This is a genomic window from Spiroplasma gladiatoris (assembly GCF_004379335.1).
In the GTDB taxonomy this organism is placed as follows: Bacteria; Bacillota_I; Bacilli_A; order Mycoplasmatales; family Mycoplasmataceae; genus Spiroplasma_A; species Spiroplasma_A gladiatoris.
Genome location: NZ_CP038013.1, coordinates 399,211 through 417,259, shown reverse-complemented (window position 1 = coordinate 417,259; position 18,049 = coordinate 399,211). Strand labels below are relative to the sequence as shown.

The following is an 18,049-nucleotide window of genomic DNA, read 5'->3' as shown; positions in this document are numbered from 1 at the left end:
AATAAAATTACAATAGCAAGGTTTTTTATTATAATAAAATTATTTTATTATAACTTATATATAATTAATTAAGGTGATAATATGAAAAAAATATTAGGAATTTTAAGTTCGATTGCAATTAGTTCATCAGTTTTTTCAATTACCTCATGTTCTTTGGTAAATTACCAAAAACAATATACTGTAAATAAAGTTAAATCAATTGCAGATATTGCTAGTGTTGCTTCAAGAAGTGCGATTTTAAATGATGTTCAAGAAATTGATGTTGATTATTTAAATGGATATATTGGTTCTGAAAAAATGGTAAATAATTTACCCGGTTTTAATGCTACAAAACAAGCAAAAACAAGTGATTATATTAATGCAACTTTTGAAGATCCTTTAGATAGAAAATTTTATAATAGTTTAAAAGACCAAAATGCTTATAATTTAAAAAGTAATTTGTCTCCAAACTCTTATGCAGATAGCATAATTGATGGTGGATCAACTGCTTTAGCAGCTATTAAGTCAGCTGGAGGAATTAAACCTTCTTTGGGAGGAATATTAGAAAGTTTATTACCACAAGTTTCTGGATTTTTAAGTGAAAACGGAACTGAATTTAAAATTGATAATAATGCTTTAAATTCACTAAAATATTTGTCACCTTATGCTCAACAATTAATTAACGATTTTAAAAAAACAGGATTAATTTCAATAATTTGTAGAATGATTTTAAATATTAATTTTATCAATCATGGCACAATTGATCCGGTTGTTTCTAGTGAACTCATTCAAATCTTACTAGGACAAGGTGGAACTTCTACTGAAATTCCTTTTATATTAGAAGAGTATATAAACGAAGTTATGTTAAGTGATTTTAAAGGAAGTTATGAATTAACAGATGATGAAAAAGAAGAACATCCTGGTTTTATACAAACAAGTGATGAAGCTATTGATACTAATTTAGTTTTAACCCCAAAAGTTATACAACAATCTGCTTTGGTTAGATTAAATAAATTATTAATTAGATTAAGCGGAAGAAACTATAAGGAGGGAGATTCAAGAAGCGATATAGAAGATCAACTAAAATTTGATAATTATCATCCAATTGTTGACCCAGACTGATTTAGAAAAAGTCTTGGAGAAAATATTGCTTATCTAATTAAAAATAAAGATAAATTAAATTATATAGCTTTAATTGAAAAAATACCCGACATTCTTTATATAGTTTGTAGTTTAGTAATCAATCTTGGTGTTATTGATTTTCAAGAAATGGAGGATAAATTAGGATCAGATGTTAATAGTGAAAATTTATTTTACTTAAAGTCAAAAACTCTTTTAAATGATGTTGTTGAGCATAATAAAGACTTTTTAACAAGAATAAATGATCAAAAAGGAGAAGACACTTTAATTATTGAAAGCAATTATAAAAAAGATAATCGAGAAATTAAAAAAGTTAAATTTAGTGTTTATACTTTATTAAAAAATTTACAAAAAGCAATTTATGCTGATGATAAAAACGGTTATAACATGCAAAGAATATTTTTTCTATTAATGTATTCAAACGCTAATCGTTCAGAAGATAATAAACTCGGAACTGATTATAAATTATCTGCAAACGCCAACTTGATCGATATTGTAAAATTAGGTGCTTTAACTGGTGGGATGTTTAGCAAAGAAGTTGTTGGAGTTGATTCTTTCTTAAACGGAGTTATTCAAGGTGTTGGTTATAAGATTTTAGACCTAATTGATGGAGTAGAAGTTCCTTCAATAATAAAAGGACTTGGTGGAAAAGCAATTTCTAGATTAGCTGGGGTTGTTTTAGATACAATTTCAAACGATAGAAACGCACAAGGAATTGCTTCTTTGATACAAACTATTAATACATTTGTAGATACAGGTATAAATATTAGTGAGCAATCGTTTAAAAAATTGGAGCATGGATTTAGAGTTTTATGAGATCAAGATTCAACTCTTATAACAGAATTAACAGGTAAAAAGGTTGAAGACAAACCTATAAACTTTATAAATTTAATTAATATGGATTTTGGTAGTGGAGTAAATATTAATGAAGTTTTAAAAGCATTTAGTAATTCTTTTGAAAGTGACATTGATTATAAAAATAATAAAGAAAAAAATAAAAAAGGAAAAGTTCAAGAAGGAATTAACACTTTAGTTGAAAGTCTAAGTGATAAAAGCAAAATAGCAGTTTATTATAAAAAAGATGTTTCACAAAGCAATAGTTCTACAACACCAACTCCTGTAAAAGATTTAGAAGGAACTTCTGGAAGTGATGATGGCAAATATAACTTAATGACTGTTGCACTTGCACTGATTAAGTTTCCTGGTTATGCAATAAAAGATTCTAGTTCAAATAAATATTATTCTGGAACAAAAGGAGCTTTATATGCTATGGGTTATGTTGAAGGTGAAAAAACATTTAGAAAAGATTCTCCTTTATTTGCAGCTGAAACCATCTTTGATGACTCAGGAATTATTAAGATTAGAGATTCTGCATTAAATGACTTTAAAGCAATTACAGAAATAAAAAAATTATATATAAAAGAACATATTGCAAAATATACTGATGCAAAGAATTTTTCATACAAATTAGTGTCTTATTCTGATATTACTGATAATAACAAATATGGAAAAATAAGAATAAGAATAACTTATACTTCTCCAGATGATAAAAAAGAATATACTTATGAAGTTAATTTACTAGAATATGTAACAAAAAAAAGTTGAACAATTGAAAGTATAAGAAAAATATAAAATCTCGTTTCTAAACGAGATTTTTTTTAAACTAAAAACATAATTGATAAAACGATTGCAATTAGTCCGATGGGTAATAAAAATCATAATAATCAAAGTTTTGACTTTCATTTTGAAGCATAACCAGTTATTTTCTTTTTATCTGGTTTTACTTTTTTTGGAGGAACAACTTTAATAACAACTTCTTTTTGTATATTTTCAGGAGGTGCTTTTCTTCATAAATCATGCTCTTTCATAGGTGCTTTGTCTTCATGTTTTTCTTCAAATTTATGTGGTTTATTTTCTTTTGCTTTATTTAAATCTTTATCAATTACTTGTTTTATTTCATTATTTGCTAGTAGTGGTTCATCAGATTCTGGAAGTATTTCAATTTCAGCATTACTTCTTCCTCTTAAGGTTTCGACAAAGTGTTTCACAACATCAGGATTTGGACATGCAAAAGTTATACCATTTCCAAAACTATCATTTTGTAAACTTACATAGTTTAATCCTCCGCTTTTAGCAAGTTGCATTTGAATTTTTTGTAAACTATAAGAATCAATTGGTAAATATCTAACTTGTGTATTTGCATCACTATCAGCTGTTTCAATCGTAAAAGTTCTTTTCGAAGTTATAAACACAATACCAATATTTTTATCTTCATATCTTTTAAAACTTGCTCATAAAGCTGATTGAACTTCTTCATCATCATCAAAATATGATTCCATGTTTGCTCAAACTTTTTCAAGTATATCTTTATAATTAGGAAATCAATTATATCCAGTTTTTGCTAAATCTTGTTTTATTTTATAAGTTGATAACATATTTACACCCTTTCTTATTTAATATTTTTAGTAAATTTATCATATATTTCTTTTAGTTTTTTTTCATAACTTGAATGAGGTTTAAAATTAAAATAAACTTTTGTTTTAATTTTATCAGGAAGGTATTGTTGGTCAACTCAAGCATTTTTATAATCATGGGGATAAATATATCCTTTAACTCCAAGTTTATTAGCGTTCGCATAGTGATTGTCTCTTAAATAATTTGGAATTGGTGGGGTTAAACCTGATTGTACATCTTTCAAACTTTGTTCAATCGCTAAATAAGCTGAATTAGATTTTTCGCTTAAAGCCATTTCAATTATAGCCATTCCTAAGATTTTTTTACCTTCTGGCATACCAATTTCACGGAATGCTTGACAAGCTAATATTACTCTTTGAGCAATTGCGGGATTTGCAAGACCAATATCTTCATATGCAATGATTTGCATTCTACGCATTAAAATTTCATAGTCACCAATTTCCATAAGTCTTGCTCAATAATGAAGCGATGCATTAACATCACTACCTCTAATTGATTTTTGCAAAGCACTTTTTAAATCATGATATTCATCACCTTCTGCACTACCTTTAATATTTGCTCTATCAAAAATAAGTTTTAAAGTATTTATATCAATTTCTTGATCACCATATAAGTTAATTAATATTTCAATTGCATTAAGTGCAAATCTTAAATCACCATTTGAATAATTACAAACTACTTTTAAGTTATCATCACTTATATTTATTTCTATTTGATTATTTTTAATTATATTTTTGAGACCTAAAAACATTTCATCATTTGATATTTCTTTTAACTGTAAAACTGTACATCTACTTCTTATTGCGGGATTTATTACAAAATAAGGATTTTCTGTTGTTGTAATAAAAACAACTATTTCTCTTTGTTCTAAAAAATCTAAAAGATAATCTTGGATGTTTCGATTCATTCGATGAATTTCATCAATAATCAATATTAATTGATTGTTAAAATTTTTTGATTCAATTGCTTTTAATAATGTTTCTTTTTTATCTTTTGATGCATTAAATTGTATAAAATCACAATCTAAATCTTTTGCAAGAGCTATTGCAGTTGAAGTTTTTCCAATTCCTGGTGGTCCATAAAAAATTAAATTTGCTAAAAATTTTTTTTCTACCATTTTATTGATTATTGCATTTTCACCTAACAAGTGGGTCTGTCCAACAACATCTTTTAATGAATTAGGTCTTAATAAATAACTTAACGCTTTTGCCATTTTATCTCCTGCTTACCTTATTATTTTAAATAAAAAATCAACACATTCTTGTGTTGATTTAAATATTAATGACTTTCTGCTGATTTAGCACCTGGATCAGATGAAGTTGCAATTGGTAACTCAGTTGTAAATGCAGCTGGTTTTGCTCCAAATACTTCTTCATATACTTCTTCATATCTTTGAACAGGTACAATTTTTAATGCATTTCTAACTTCTTCAGGAATATCTTCAATATCTTTTTGATTTTTAAAAGGAATTATGATTTTACTTAATCCACTTCTATTAGCAGATATAGATTTTTCTCTTAATCCTCCGATTGGGAATACCAGCCCTCTTAAAGTAATTTCTCCTGTCATTCCAATATCTTTTGGAACTGGTTTATTTGTCAATGCAGAAACTATAGCTGTTGTAATTGTTACTCCAGCACTCGGTCCATCTTTTGGAACTGCCCCTTCAGGAACGTGAATGTGAATGTCATTTTCTGTAAAAACTTCTTTAGGAATTCCAAATGATTTGAAATTAGATTTAACAAAGTCATAAGCAATTGTTGCAGATTCTTTCATAACATCTCCAAGTTTACCAGTTAATACTAGTCCACCTTTTCCTGGAAAATGATTTACCTCAATTGGTAAAATATCTCCTCCAAATTGAGTATATGCAAGACCTGTTACAACTCCAACTTGTGCATCTTTTTCTTTTTCAGTATGTTCAAAAATACGTTTTTTTAGTAATTCATTTACAACTTCTGGAGTTACAACTAGTTTATCAATTTCTTTATTTAGCATTTTTACAACAAATTTTCTTGTAATTGAAGCGATTCAACGTTCTAATTGACGAACCCCAGCTTCTCTAGTGTAATGTTTAATAATTTCATTTAATCCTTCTGTTGTAAACTGAACTTGCTCTGCTGTTACCGCATGATCTTCAAGTACTTTTGGTACTAAATATTCATTTGCAATTTTAAATTTTTCAATTTCTGTGTAACTTGAAAGTTCTATGATTTCCATTCTGTCATATAAAGCTTCAGGAATTCCATCAGGATAGTTTGCTGTTGCTATAAATACAACATCACTTAAATCATATTCTTCTTCTAAATAGTGATCTGAAAATTTTGAGTTTTGTTCTGGATCTAAAACTTCAAGCATTGCTGAGGCAGGATCGCCTCTATAATCACTTGCCATCTTATCAATCTCATCAAGTAAGAATACTGGGTTTTTCACTCCAGCTTTTTTCATACCTTGAATGATTCTTCCTGGCATAGCTCCAATATAAGTTTTTCTGTGACCTCTAATTTCTGATTCGTCTTTAATTCCACCAAGTGCTACTTTTACAAAGTTTCTACCCATTGCATCAGCAATAGATTTTGCTAAACTTGTTTTACCAACCCCTGGAGGACCAACTAAAGTAATGATTTGACCTTTAACTTTGTTTGTATTTTGTTTAACTGCTAAATATTCGATAATTCTTTCTTTAACTTTTTCTAAACCATAATGATGTTTATCTAAAACTTCTTTTGCAAATTTTAGGTCAGTTTTTTCTTCTGCTTTTTGTCATCATGGTGTTTGCATCATTCAGTCAATATAAGTTCTAATGATGTTTGCTTCACTTGAAGAAGAAGGTAAACCTTCATATCTTTCAATTTCTTGACTTATACGTTTTTTAATATTTTCTGGGAAAGGTTCTGTTTCAAGGCGTTTTTTGTATTTTTTAATATCATCACCTTCTCCGTCCATATCGCCTAACTCTTCTTTAATAGCTTTTAATTTTTCTCTTAAGTAAAATTCTCTTTGTTGTTCATCTACTCTTGATTTAATTTTTTTGCTAATTGAAGTTTCAATATCAGCTGATTGACGTTTTTCATCTAAGAAATCATTAATGATTGCAATTCTTTTTACTGGATCAATTTCTTCTAAAATAGCTTGTTTTTTTTCAATAGGCATAAACGGCATTAAATGCGCAGCGCTGTCAACTAAAAAACTAGCATCAGTATTTGCAGAAGAATCTTTTATAATTTCTTCAACTTCTGAAGGAAACTCATCTTGACTAGCAATCATTTGTTTAATGTGTTTTGTAATTTTTTCAACATCTTCTTTGTTGTTTTTGTTATTTGGGATTTTTTCTTCATATTCTGCTGAATAGTATCCATCTAATTCAATTGAACTAATTGAAGCTCTTGAAATAGTTTTTATATTTACAGTTAAAGTACCATCTTTTCATTCTTTTTTAATGTTTACTTTTGCAAGTACCCCAAAGTTAAATAATTCATTTGTGTCTGGATCATCTTCTAATGGTTTTTTTTGTGACACGATTAAAATTAATCCGTCATTATTTTGAACTGCTTCTTTAACAGCTAATGTTGTTTTGTCACGTCCAATTTCTAAAACTTGTTCAAAACTTGGATAAACATAACTACCCCTTGTTACAAGTAAAGGTAATCTTTTTGTTTCTTTCATATTATTCCTCCTATTTTGGTACAAAATAATAATATCATACTTTTTAGCACTTTCAAGCATTAAGTGCTAAAAAATTAAAAAAATATGAGAAATCTCATATTTTAACCATTATTTTCGTATAAAAAGTCTACAAGTTGTTCTCTAATAATCTCTTCTCTTACTTGAACTTCAGGTAAGATTGTATTTTTAATATAATCAACTTCAATTCCAAATTGAGCTGCTAACTTGCTATATTTTTCTTCAACTTGTTCTTTGGTTGGTTCAAATTTTTCATTATTTCTTACTTTATCGGTTACCAAATAACTACAAATTTTTCTTTTTGCATCTCCAAATAATTCTGCTCTAATCGCTTCATCTGTAAGACCTGTTTTTTTCTTATATTCTTTCATAGTTAATTTTTCATTAGCAACTCTTGCTTCAAATTCTTTATACAAATTGTCAATTTCTTTATTAATTGCTGATTTTGGTAATTGTATTTTTGAGTTTTCAATTATAATATCTATTACTTTATTTACAAAAGCATTTTTAGATGTTTGTGTTTTTTGAGTTATAATTTGCTCTTTAACACTATTTTCTAATTCTTTATAAGTTTTGATATTAGGCAAGTTTAAATCTTTTGCTAATTCATCATCTTTTTCAGGGAGAATTCTTTCTTTAACTGATTTAACATTAATAACAAATTCTGCTTTTTTTTCAGATAATTCTGGAGTGTAATCTTTTGGGAATGTCACATTAATTTTTGATTCTCCTAATTTTTTTCCAATTAATTCATCTTCAAAACCAGGTATCATTTGGTTAGAACCAATAACTAATCTAAAATCTAATCCTTTTCCACCTTTAAAAGCAACCCCATCAACAAACCCTTCAAAGTCAAATACGGCAACATCACCTTTAGCAATAACTCCATCTTCTTTGTCTTTTTCTAACGCAAATCTTTCACGATATTGATTAATTGCTGTTTCAATTTCTTCTTTTGTAGCTTTAAAATCTTCTTTTACTAAATCCTTAGACTTAATTCCTTTATATTCACCAATTTCAATTTCTGGTTTTAAATCAAAACGAAACTCTAGTTCACATGATTTTTCAGAGATTTTTGTTGGAGTTGGAGTTGGAGAAGAAAATGGTTCTACATCTGTTTTTTGCTCTTTTGCAAAATCTCATGCTTTTGCCATAACCGATTGAACTGCAGCATTTAAATATTTAACTGGTGTTAAATATTTTTCAACCATTTCTTTTGGGGCTTTCCCTTCTCTAAAACCATCGATTTTAATTGAAGCAGCCACTTTATTCTTTCCTTTTTTGACTGCGTTTTCTCATTCATTTCCATCAATTGTTACAGTTCAAATCCCTATTCCTTGATCAACTAATTTTTTAGCGTTAAATTTCATTTTATATGCCTCCTATTTATACATATTCATACAAATTTTATTATAACAAATATATATGGTATTTAGCAATATTATTAAGCATTTATCAAGGTTAAATCTCTTTTATTATTTAATATTATTAGTTTTTAAAAAATTCATTATACCTTCTTCTGTACATTTTTTAGTTATGTATTTAGCTTTTTGTTTTACAGATTCTTGTGCATTACCCATAGCTACACTATTTTCAAATAATTCTAAAGCACTTGCATCATTATCTCCATCCCCAAAATAAAGAATTTGTTCATTTTCAAATCCTAAAGAATTAATTAGTTTTAAAGTTTTTGATCCTTTATCTGTATTTTTAGAAGAAAACATATAATAAATAAGTCCATCATTATCTCCAAAACTATGAGAGATTTTTAATCTAGAACTAAAATTAGTTTCAATTTCCTTAGCAATGGTTTCATAATCTTTATCAATTTTAAAATGAGTTCCAATAAAAGTCATACCACTAAAATCAAAACTTTTTTTTATAATATAAGTTTTGTATTTATAACTTTTTTTGCTAATTTTGCTTGGTTCACTACAAAATAACTTTTTAGGAGACATACATTTTTGACCAAAAAAAGGTATTTCTAGTTTAGAAAAGTACTCATATAAATCTTTACAATCTTTTTTATTGATAAAGTCAATAAGATCGGGTAAAAATTTATTTGCTCTTGTTACATAAGCTCCGTTTTCACAAATTAAATAGTTAAAGTTTTTATTTATTTTTAATTTTTTTGCAAATTTATAGCAAGATTGATAATTTCTACCTGTAACAATGATGACACTATAACCTTTTTTTTGTAAATCTATTAGATACTTAACTTCTTCTTGACTTGCAATTTTATTTTGATATAACAATGTACCATCTAAGTCAATTGCTATTAGTTTTATTTTTTGCATTTTTTTATCCTCATTTTTTGTTCATATTTTAAAATAAAAATTGCAAAAGAAATATTTATTTTAAGTGAGTACATATTTTTTAAATTTTTAATTTTAATTTATAATCTAGATCTTTAATACTATTATCTAAATCAATAAATTTTTCTTTAATAGTTTCAATTAAACTGATGTTTTCAGGTGTATTTGAAATTAATTTAAATAAGTTCGCAAAACTGTACATATATTTATAAATAAATAAAATATATTTGCTTAAACTTACATATACTTTTTTACTAAAGTATTCTTCTTCGAAATTTATAATTAAATATATTATTTCAATTTGAATTTCTCATTGTTTTAAAATATTTCTAATTTTATAACCCAAGTCAGTTTCTATTTCAATACAAGCGATTTTTATATCTGATGCATTATCAATAATTTTTAAATAATTTTTTTCAGATATAACTTTAAATTCTTTTTTTAAACTATTTAAATCTTGTAACGATTGTTTTAATACTTTTTTTACTATTTTTAAATGTTTATGATTTGATAAAACTTTTTCTAACTCTATTAATATTTCATTAAAATAATTAAATTTTAAATTATCAAACTCAAATTTATCAAAACTACAACATCAACAACATGAATTAGTACAATTTACTTCATAAATAGAGCATGAACAATTATTAAAAATATTTTTAGAACATTTACAACACATGTGACCCTTTCTTTCGATAAAAAATTCGTTTCAAAGAAATGATTTTAAATATTTTCAACATTAGATAAGTATTCAATAAAATCAATTGATTTGATAATTACAGTACTTGGATAATTTCTGATTTCTTTAAAATTAGTTTTTAAAATATCTATAATATCATTTTTATTATTAAAATTTAACAAAGTATCTACAAGTGCTATTTCAAAATTTATTGAATTTTTTTCTGGATAAGCAAATATTGTCTCATTAATACTTGATAAATGAAAATTTATTACTTTTCCTATTAAAATAGAATAACAAGACAGTACTTTTAGATTAGGTATATTAAAGGTTTCTTCTTTATTATAATTTTGAAATTGTTCTAAATTTGTTGAAAGTAACAGGTTTTTTATTAAACTTCTTATAAGTTCGATTAAATTTAAATTTAATCGCTTTGAACTAAATTTTATTAATTCTTTAATTTTAGTTTCATTTTGTGTTAATGCGATATAGAGATTTTTTAAACTTTCTTTTGAAAAATCAATTCTAAATCCACCATTTGATAAAATCATCTCGATTTTGGCTCTTGGCACATCCTCAGAATGAATTGTAAAAAGATTATTTATGATAGAACAAAAAAATACTCTTTTTAAAAGAACAATAGTAAAATCAAAATCTCACAACTCACCATTATCTGGAAGTTTTTTAATTTGTTTTATGATGTTTTCATAATCCAAATATTCATCAATTGTCATATTATAATCACAACAATTATGAATATTTAAAATGTTTTGATACTTATTATAAAATTGTAAATTTACCGTATTGTTTTCAATTATTTTTTGATCATAGTCATTTACAAATTTTTTATATCTATCTAAATTATTCAATAAATTTTTATATTTTAAAGTATAACCTTTATCATTAGACTCATTTAAACTTATCATAATAACTAATAATTTTTCTTTAAGTTCATGATTTTGTTTTAAATTTTTATTGTTTATTCATGTCAAAAATCTTGATTCTATAACTCTTATAGTTTTTTTTCAATCAATTTGTGATTTATCAATTACAAATGCATTATCCAATGCTTTTTGATATATTTTATTAATTTCTTCTAGAACGTGTTTGTGTTCTAAATAGTAATTATAATCATTTTTAACAAAAAAGTTTTCAAAGAAAAAGTTCTTTAACTCTTCTATTTCTTTTTTATCAATTGAAAAACTTCAATTTTTAGCATCAAATAGGTTAATTAATTCATGTTCATTTTTTACATTTTTTTTATAATTTTCTCTGTAAAAATCTTTAATCTCATTTGATAATATTTTTCTTTTTTCTAAATTATTTCTAATACTTAATATTGATTTTGCAGTTGCATTCCCTATTAAAGTAAATACTAAATTAATTGCATCACTAGCTTTAAAATTCATAAAAAGCACCTCTTGATTATTATACAACTTTTTGAAGATTAATATTTTAGTAAAAAAGTTAAAAAAATATCTAATGTAGATATTTTTTAGTTTAAATCCTTTGTTTGATTATTATTTACATTTTGTTTAACATTATACTTTTTCTTATTTGTCTTACTTTTTTGTTTCAAATATATTTTTTTTATATAATCATTTTCTTTAAAAACATTTTTGATTTCATGATTATTTTTATAATCTATACTTCAATCTTTTCCTTTGTTTTCTAGTTCATCAAAAAATTGTTTACTTAATCTATCAATTAGGGTTTCAGATTCTTTTACAACTTGCATAAAAGCAAATGCTATATTTTTTTTAGGATCAGAAACTTTTCTAATTCCAAATTTTTCAAAATGTATTGTTTTTAATTCTAAAAAAATTGTATTTGGAATTATGTGATTAGTTAAATAAAATGCTAGAGTTTTTCGTAATTCTTGTAAAAACATAAAGTAATATTTATAAAAAAAGTAAGCTGGCGAAGATGTTAACGTTGGTATTTCTTCTAAACTTTCTTTCATAAATATACGATATTTTTTTCATCAAATGTTTTCTAAACATTTTGTATACAATTTTAATTTTGCAATAGTTTTATTAGTTGATTTTATATCTAAAAATTTTATTAAATATGACTTTGTTCTTACATATTTTGAATTAAAAAAATCTTTTGAAAAATTTTCATAATAATTAAAAAAAGCGATTTTGTAATTAAAATCTTGTGATTTAATTCCCTTTTTTTCCAATTCCCCTTTATTTGATACTCATCATTTTTCTTTACCATGACCTTCATTTGTAAAGTATGGAATTTTTGTAATTTGTTTAACTATTTTTTTATTGTTATTTTTTTTAATTAAAAAACCAGTTGTTATTGAAACAATACCTATTAAAAATAAAATAACTAATGCAGTTCCAATGCTATAATATTCAATAACTTCCATATAAACATCTCGTTTCTATCAACAATTTTTAAACAGTTTATGCTTAATCACTAGTTTTTTGAGTATTTTCTTTTTCTAAATTATTTTTATTAACTACAACTTCTTTTTTTTGAGGTTGAGTATTTGTTGAGGAAGAAGTTTTAAAAGCATGTTTTTGTGCTTTTAAACGTTTTTTATATATTCATCAGTTTTTTAATTTAGACTGATCTTTCAATCAAACTGATAAGTTGCCAGATCTATATTTATTTTTTATAGTTGTTCAAAAGAAATACAATTTATGTTTTGGATCTGTCAACTCTTCGATAGGATAAGTATGACCATAAAGTTTAAAATTAACTAAGGCTTCTTCTTTGATAAGCGGAGTTTTATCTGTATTTTTAGCACTACCTACAAAAGAACTAGTTGATGGTCTTTTTGCTTCGTTAGTTTGAACTCTTGATTTTCCATATAATTCTTTTCATAATTTTTCTTTTTCTGCTTGTTCTTTTTCATAATCTCTTTGCGTTCTAACTATTTTAACTTCTGGTTGTACATCTTTTTTAATTGCAACTTGTTTTGCTTTATTGACTTTAGAACTCACTTCTTTATCTTGTTGTTGTTCTTTTGCTTTTTTTTCAGCTGCTTCTTTAGCTTGTTTTGCTGCTAATTCTTTTTCTTTTTTCAATTTTTCAGCTGCTTCTTTAGCTTGTTGTTGTTCTTTTGCTTTTTTTTCAGCTAATTCTTTTGCTTGTTGCTCTTCTTTAGCTTTTTTTGCTGCTAATTCTTTTGCTTCTTTTGCTTCTCTTAAAGCAGCTTCTCTTAATCTTATTTCAATAGATTTTTCTTGTTTTGAGTTTTGAGCTTTTTTTTCTTTTGTAATTTTTGGTTCTTCTTGTTTTACCAACAACTCTTCTTTAGGTTTTTCATTAGATTTTTGAGTTAGTTTTTGCTGATTTTTAGCTAAAAGTTCATTATTATGTGGTTCTTTAATTTTTAAGGCATCTTGAATTTTTTTAACATTTGTTTGTTTTTCAATAAATTCTAATCTTCTTCTTTCAAAAGCTTTTTGATCTCATTCAGTTGGTTTTTTTAAAGTATTAAATTCTAATTCATTTTGTGCTTTTTCAAGTAAAAATAAAATATATTGAATTATTTCACTTCTAATATCATAATCATAACTTTCATATTCTTGAGCGAATAGTGCAACAGTTTGAGTAGTTAATCGTTTTTCGATTAACCCTTTAATTCTTGCTTTTGTTTTTTCTGAAATTAGTACAAAATCTTTTTCTTTTTCTTTTATTATTTTTGCCATCTTTTCCACCTCTATTACTTTTTTTCATCAAAAACTATTGATGGTATTTTACTAATATCAATACCTTTTGGAGTTACAGATTTCTTTTTATTATCTCTTGATAATTTTGCCAAAGGGCTTTGTTCTAGAATTTTTTTAGTAATTTTTGAAATATTTATTGCTTCAATTTCTTTTTTTTCTTTTTGTTTATTAATTTTTTCAACTTCTTTTGCATATTTTTTAACCATTTCATCAATTGTTTTTAAATCCATTTCTTGATGAGTTTGATTTTCATTTTCTTTATTTAAATCTTCTTTTAAAGTTTGATTTTCATTAATTTTTTCACCTTTATCTCGTTGTTCTTTACTATCTAATTTTTTTGTATTATAACTTGCTAAAGGAGATTCAAAAATTCTTTTTGGTTTATCTCTCTCTATTCAACCTAACTCTTTTGCAAAAAATTTAGTTGACTCACTTGTAAAATCAAATCCACTTAATAAATTTGCACTTCTTATAGGAACATTTGATTTTGGTTCACTTTTCTTAAAAGAAAATTTTTTATTATCTTTAAGTTTAAAAATATCATTAATATCATTTTTTACTATATTTCTTGTTAAAGTATTTGATGAATGTTCTTTAATTTTTCTTTTATTAACTTTTGTATTTTGTAAATAAATATTTGCTGCAGATTTAATTAATTTATCAAAGTCGGGAGAAACCATTAGCGAGTTAGTTTTAGTTTGTTTTGCTTTTTTTCTTCTTTCTTCTTGTAAGATTTCATAATCAAGTTTTTTAGTATTTACATAGGTTTTATTTCTTTTGTCCAATAGTTCTAATTTTTCTAAAACATCTTTATGTTTATCTTTTAAATTTGAAATTCGATTTCTTCTTTCATGGTCTACCTTAGATAAATTTTCTTTAGCGTTAATTACATTTTGCATTTTAATAACTGACTGATGTAACTTTATTTCTGTAATTTTTTGAGCTGTTCTACCGATTTGACCTGTTAAAGCGTTAATCGAAGAAGTTGTTAATCCAACTTGTTTCAAATAATTTTCATCTGGATATTTTACTTTATTTTTTTTCTTTGCTGCCATTGGTTCACTTCCTTTCTATTTAATAAAAAATGGCAAAGTACAATAAAATATACTCTGCCCATTTACAATTGCTACTTGATATTCTTGTTAAATTTTCTACTAATTTTTTCAATTCTATCTTTTCTTTTTTGTTCTTCAAGTTCTTGCATTAATTCTGCTTTTTGTTCTAATTTTATAAACTGATTAGATTTTTTGGCAACTCTTAATGACTCGTCAAACAACTGATCGTCATGAACTTTTGTGAAGTAGGCTTTCATTTTTAATTCTGTACGTTTAATTAATTCTTGTTCGTGTCTAATTTGTGCATCTATAGAAGCAATCTCAGATCTATATTTTGCATCTCTTTCCAAACGTCTTTCTCTTTCAAGTTTAAGAACAGTTGCAACACGTTTTTCTTCAGCTCTTTTTAACTGACGCTCTTTCATTAACTCAATAAGTTTTTGACGTTCATGAAGTCGTCTCATTCTTTCAGCTTTTTCAATAGCTTTTAAATTAATTTCTTCACGTCTTTTTAATCTTCTAAGTTCACGTGCTTCTGCCATTCTTCTTGCTCTTGCAACAATATAACTATTTGCACGTTCAATTTTCATCATATTAATTCTATGACGACGTTCGTTACGTAAATCTCTTAAAAATTCAATTTTTTGTGTCATTTCATCAATAACACGACCTTCTTTTTCTTGTGATTCAAAGAAGTCTTGCATTGATGGACGTTTTTTATAATCATAAGTTATACCATAATTACCAACTGGTCTAATTTCATGGAATGGTTTTGAAATTTCTCCTGTTTTAATATCGTAATTAGGTTTTCCTTCAGCTTTTAAACCACTAGTTTCATTATTTTGATATAACTCAAATCCTTCTCTTGATAAAATATTTCTTTTTTCAGGATTTATTAAATTATCTTTATCAGTATATACAAATGGTGAATCACCTTCTTGCATTGGTTCTGCTGTTAACCCATGTCTACCTAATTGTTGTTGGAAAAATTCAGTTCCTAATTCTAATACAGCTAATGCATCAGCATCCTGAGGAGGAATATGTTCTGCTTGAATATTATTTAAAATATTGAATTGCTGACGACTCATATTTTCATCCCCAACAAACTCTTTTACTTCTTCGTCATTTGAATAAAAACCTGACTTTTCTTGTGATGATTCATTTTGTTGTTCTTCTTCAACTTCTTCAATTACTGAACCTGTACCATTAACAAAATCTAATAAATTTGGATCCGGTTTAACTTCTTGAGTCATAATTTGTGTTTCTTCATCAAGTTCAATTTCATTTTCTTTGGTTTCATTTTCTACTCAACCTGAATTATTTCCTGCTAGATAAGCGCTTTGGTCGTTGTTTTCAAGAATACTTCCTGGTTTAGCAACACCTGCTTGTTCTGCAGAATCTAAAATATTTTCTATTTCATATAAACTTTGCCCAGTTTTTGGTTGAGCTCTAAAACTAAACGGTTCAGTTGTTACAGTACTTTGAAATCCTGCTCTTGATAAAATTTCTTCTTGAGCACTTCTACCTGTACTACCAGAACCAGATAATCTTGACAACAAGTCTTGACGTTTTGCATCAGGAGTATTTGGCACAACTTTTACATCTAATCTTTCTTTTCAACCTGCAACACTACTATCTTGTCTTTTACTACTTGCTGCAAAAGTTTGTCAAAAGTGTTTAAACAATCTATTAAATTCACCTTCTCATAATTCAATAAGGTTAGGTCTTCTTGGATCATCATCTGGTAATGATTGAATTCTATCAAAAGAAGAAATTAATTTTTTATAATTTTCTTCTGTTTGTAAATTATATTTATTAATTAAAGCTAAAGATTTTTGACTAAAAGGTTGTCAAATATATTCTGAACCTGGTTTAGTTAATTCCTTTTTTTTCCCACTTACTTTTTTTTGTGTAGCCATATTAATTTCCTCCTAATTTTTACCTATAAGACTTAATTATTATACACTATTTTTTGCTATTTTTAAAGTCCAACCAGACTACATTGCTACAAATAGAATTAATTTATTTAAATAATTATATCAAATTAAATCAATTAGTTTAATAATGGTTTGAGTTTTTTTAAAATAAAAAATAACTAGTCTCTAGTTATTTTTTAATATAAGCAAAAGCTACATTTTTTGGTTTATAAAGAAATGTTTTTTGAATTGATTTTTCAATTTTAGAAGTAAGTTCTTTTTCGTTAATTTCTAATTCTTCTTTATTTTTTACAAATAATTTAATCAAAATAAATAAAGTATTTTCATGATGTAAACTAAAAGATGCTTTTACATCAGTTATTCCTTTTGTATTACTAATAACATGAAACTCTATCATTTTTTCAATTGCTTTTTCTTCAATTTCAAGGTTTCCCTTTTCGTTATAATCTATCGAAATGTACATACTTATCTTTCCTTTTTTTTAATTATACCAAAATGAAAATTAAATTATGCTCTACCTGAATATTTTCCATCAGTTGTATTAATAATTATTTTTTCTCCTTCTTTTATAAATAAAGGCACCATAATTTCCAATCCAGTTTCTAAAATAGCTTTTTTTTGCGCACCACTTGAAGTATCACCTTTAACAGCAGGTTCTGCTTCTGTAATAGTTAGTTCAATTTTTTCAGGAATAGTAATACCTAATACTTCTCCTTCATATTCGGTCATTTTAACCATAGTTCCTTCAACTAAAAATTTTAACTCTCATTCTAATTTGTTTGCAGCAATTTCTACTTGATCATAAGTTTCTGTATTCATTAACATACAATTATTTCCATCATTATAAAGATATTGCATATCTTTTTTTTCAACCATAGCTTTGTCTACTTTATCTCCACCTGTAAATGTAAGTTCAACTCTTGCTCCAGTTCTTAAGTTTTTTACTTTAACAGTTACTTTTCCTTGTTGTCTACCAGATTTTGAAAATGAATAGTCTAATACTACAAAAATATTTCCTTCATATAAAAATGTTGTTCCTGGTCTTAAATCGTTTACTAGCATATATTCTCCTTATATATTTTCTATCTTGATT

The 18,049-nt window shown here is 25.6% G+C and carries 14 protein-coding genes; 1 reads left to right on the top strand and 13 read right to left on the bottom strand.

Going from position 1 to position 18,049, the window contains the following annotated elements:
* Positions 1-81: 81 nt before the first annotated feature.
* Positions 82-2,751, top strand: coding sequence for a hypothetical protein (locus tag SGLAD_RS01965; RefSeq protein WP_134297365.1), 2,670 nt, complete (start codon positions 82-84; stop codon positions 2,749-2,751).
* 26 nt (positions 2,752-2,777) lie between these two features.
* On the opposite strand, the gene SGLAD_RS01960 is transcribed toward SGLAD_RS01965, so the two are convergent.
* The 13 genes from SGLAD_RS01960 to efp form a co-directional block, all read right to left on the bottom strand.
* The gene (locus tag SGLAD_RS01960) at positions 2,778-3,554 is read right to left on the bottom strand and encodes a hypothetical protein (RefSeq protein ID WP_134297364.1); all 777 of its coding nucleotides are present in this window, start codon (positions 3,552-3,554) and stop codon (positions 2,778-2,780) included.
* 14 nt (positions 3,555-3,568) lie between these two features.
* The gene (locus tag SGLAD_RS01955) at positions 3,569-4,807 is read right to left on the bottom strand and encodes a replication-associated recombination protein A (RefSeq protein WP_134297363.1); all 1,239 of its coding nucleotides are present in this window, start codon (positions 4,805-4,807) and stop codon (positions 3,569-3,571) included.
* A 65-nt stretch (positions 4,808-4,872) separates the two neighbouring features.
* The gene (gene lon, locus SGLAD_RS01950) at positions 4,873-7,260 is read right to left on the bottom strand and encodes an endopeptidase La (RefSeq protein WP_134297362.1); all 2,388 of its coding nucleotides are present in this window, start codon (positions 7,258-7,260) and stop codon (positions 4,873-4,875) included.
* A gap of 101 nt (positions 7,261-7,361) precedes the next feature.
* A complete protein-coding gene (gene tig / locus SGLAD_RS01945) occupies positions 7,362-8,648 on the bottom strand; it encodes a trigger factor (RefSeq protein WP_134297361.1) in 1,287 nt (428 codons plus the stop codon).
* Positions 8,649-8,753: 105 nt separating this feature from the next.
* The gene (locus SGLAD_RS01940) at positions 8,754-9,575 is read right to left on the bottom strand and encodes a Cof-type HAD-IIB family hydrolase (RefSeq protein ID WP_134297360.1); all 822 of its coding nucleotides are present in this window, start codon (positions 9,573-9,575) and stop codon (positions 8,754-8,756) included.
* 79 nt (positions 9,576-9,654) lie between these two features.
* The gene (locus SGLAD_RS01935; protein WP_134297359.1) at positions 9,655-10,272 is read right to left on the bottom strand and encodes a hypothetical protein; all 618 of its coding nucleotides are present in this window, start codon (positions 10,270-10,272) and stop codon (positions 9,655-9,657) included.
* A 44-nt stretch (positions 10,273-10,316) separates the two neighbouring features.
* Positions 10,317-11,681, bottom strand: a complete 1,365-nt coding sequence (locus SGLAD_RS01930; protein ID WP_134297358.1) for a hypothetical protein — start codon at positions 11,679-11,681, stop codon at positions 10,317-10,319.
* A gap of 86 nt (positions 11,682-11,767) precedes the next feature.
* The gene (locus tag SGLAD_RS01925; protein ID WP_134297357.1) at positions 11,768-12,652 is read right to left on the bottom strand and encodes a hypothetical protein; all 885 of its coding nucleotides are present in this window, start codon (positions 12,650-12,652) and stop codon (positions 11,768-11,770) included.
* 43 nt (positions 12,653-12,695) lie between these two features.
* Positions 12,696-13,943, bottom strand: coding sequence for a hypothetical protein (locus tag SGLAD_RS01920; protein ID WP_134297356.1), 1,248 nt, complete (start codon positions 13,941-13,943; stop codon positions 12,696-12,698).
* Positions 13,944-13,957: 14 nt separating this feature from the next.
* Positions 13,958-15,019 (bottom strand): hypothetical protein, encoded by a 1,062-nt coding sequence (locus SGLAD_RS01915; RefSeq protein ID WP_134297355.1) that lies wholly within the window; start codon positions 15,017-15,019, stop codon positions 13,958-13,960.
* Positions 15,020-15,090: 71 nt separating this feature from the next.
* A complete protein-coding gene (locus SGLAD_RS01910) occupies positions 15,091-16,938 on the bottom strand; it encodes a hypothetical protein (RefSeq protein WP_134297354.1) in 1,848 nt (615 codons plus the stop codon).
* Positions 16,939-17,125: 187 nt separating this feature from the next.
* Complete coding sequence (locus tag SGLAD_RS01905; RefSeq protein ID WP_134297353.1) at positions 17,126-17,419, bottom strand: MMB_0454 family protein; 294 nt, start codon at positions 17,417-17,419, stop codon at positions 17,126-17,128.
* Between the two features lie 44 nt (positions 17,420-17,463).
* On the bottom strand, positions 17,464-18,018 hold the full coding sequence (gene efp, locus SGLAD_RS01900; RefSeq protein WP_134297352.1) for an elongation factor P: 555 nt from the start codon (positions 18,016-18,018) through the stop codon (positions 17,464-17,466).
* Positions 18,019-18,049: the final 31 nt, after the last annotated feature.